Below are 1,729 nucleotides of genomic sequence, written 5' to 3' on the forward strand. Positions count from 1 at the left end.
CATGAACGCGGCCATCGAAGCCGCCTGAAGCCCGACGCGCCCGTGCCGGGCGGCGTTACGCCGTGCCCAGCCACTGCACATCGGCAATCCGCCCCGTTCCCGCCGCCAGCATGACCAGACGGTCAAACCCCAGCGCGATGCCCGCGCAGGGGGGCAGGCTGTCGAGTGCTGCCAGAAAATCCTCATCCAGCGGCCAGTCCAGCCCGCTCTCATGGGGGTAGAGCGCCGCACGGCGGGCACGGTCCGCCACGAAACGCTGGCGCTGCTCGGCGCTGTCGGTCAGTTCCTCGAAGGCATTGGCCAGTTCGATCCCGCCCGCATACAGTTCAAAACGCAGCGCCACGCGCGGATCCGCCGGGTCACGACGGGCCAGCGCGGCCTGACTGGCGGGCCAGTGGGTCAGGAATGTCGGGCGCATACGCCCGATATGCGGTTCGATGCGCGCCATCATCAGGCGGAAGAACAGGTCCTCCCACGTCTCGCCCGCACGTAACGCACAGTTGGCGGCGCGGGCCAGGGCGGCCGCATCCCCTTCGGTGGCCAGAATATCCACCCCGGCATAACGGTGAAAGGCATCCGCGACCGACAGCCTCTCGAACGGGGCCGCCATGCCGATTTCCGCGCCCCCCGCCCGCACCATGGGCGGAAGCACCGCGCGCAGCAGGGATTCCGTCTCGTCCATCAGGGCGGAAAGGCCGGCGCCGGGGCGATACCACTCCAGCATGGTGAACTCATGGGCGTGCAGGTGGCTGCCCTCCGCATTCCGCCAGACGCGGGCAAGCTGGTACACCGGCAGGCCCGTCGCCGCCACGATGCGCTTCATGGCGAATTCGGGGCTGGTATGGAGCCATAGCGGCTGGATGACGCCATCCGGCCCGGCGCGCTCGGTGCGGAAAACCTTCAGGTGCACTTCCTCGCCCGGAGTCGGGACGGCATAGGGCGTTTCGACCTCCACATAGCCACGGGCATCGAAAAACGCCCGCACCCCACGGCGCACCAGATTGCGCCGCAGCAGGAAGGGCAGCCGGTCAATGATCCGGTCGGGATCGGCGGGGGCAGGAACAGAATCGGGCATGGGACGGGATCTCCGGTTGCAGCGGCCATGGCGGCGCAGTACAGCCCCGGCATGACATCCGCGGTCAATCCCCCCCCTTCAGCGCCGCAGGTCGGCACGCGCACCCTGCGCAGCGTGACGGACCTGCTTGATGCCGGGCTGGTCGCCCCCCGCGCAGGCGGCCGCGCTGGAACAGGTGGCCCGCCAGTACGCCACCGCCATTCCACCCGCCTTCGCCAATCTGATCGAAACGCCGGATGACCCGATCGGGCGGCAGGTCATTCCCCACCCGTCGGAACGCCATACGGAAGCCGCCGAAGACCCGGACCCGATCGGGGATGACGCGCTCTCCCCCGTGCCGGGCATCGTGCACCGCTATGCCGACCGCGCGCTGCTCAAGCCCCTGCTGGTCTGCCCGCTTTACTGCCGCTTCTGTTTCCGCCGCGAACATGTCGGCCCCGGCGGGGGCGTGCTTGATGACGCGGCGCTGGCGCGCGCGCTGGAGTGGCTGCGCACGCATCCCGACATCCATGAAGTGGTCATGACCGGGGGCGACCCGCTCATGCTCTCGCCACGCCGGATGCGCGCCATCATGCCGCGCTGGAAGCATGGCGCATATCCATACCATCCGCATCCATTCCCGCGTGCCGGTGGCGGACCCGGCGCGCCTGAACG

1 protein-coding gene and 1 pseudogene are annotated in these 1,729 nt (G+C 69.3%); one reads left to right on the forward strand and one right to left on the reverse strand.

Translation table 11 applies throughout. From position 1 onward, the window contains the following. Positions 1 to 55: 55 nt before the first annotated feature. Positions 56 to 1,075 (reverse strand): EF-P lysine aminoacylase EpmA, encoded by a 1,020-nt coding sequence (epmA, locus tag JCM25156_RS15765; RefSeq protein ID WP_025813843.1) that lies wholly within the window; start codon positions 1,073 to 1,075, stop codon positions 56 to 58. 51 nt (positions 1,076 to 1,126) lie between these two features. Between epmA and JCM25156_RS25275 the strand changes: the two are divergent. After that, positions 1,127 to 1,729: pseudogene (locus JCM25156_RS25275) on the forward strand (radical SAM protein); the annotation flags it as partial.

This window comes from Komagataeibacter kakiaceti JCM 25156, assembly GCF_000613305.1.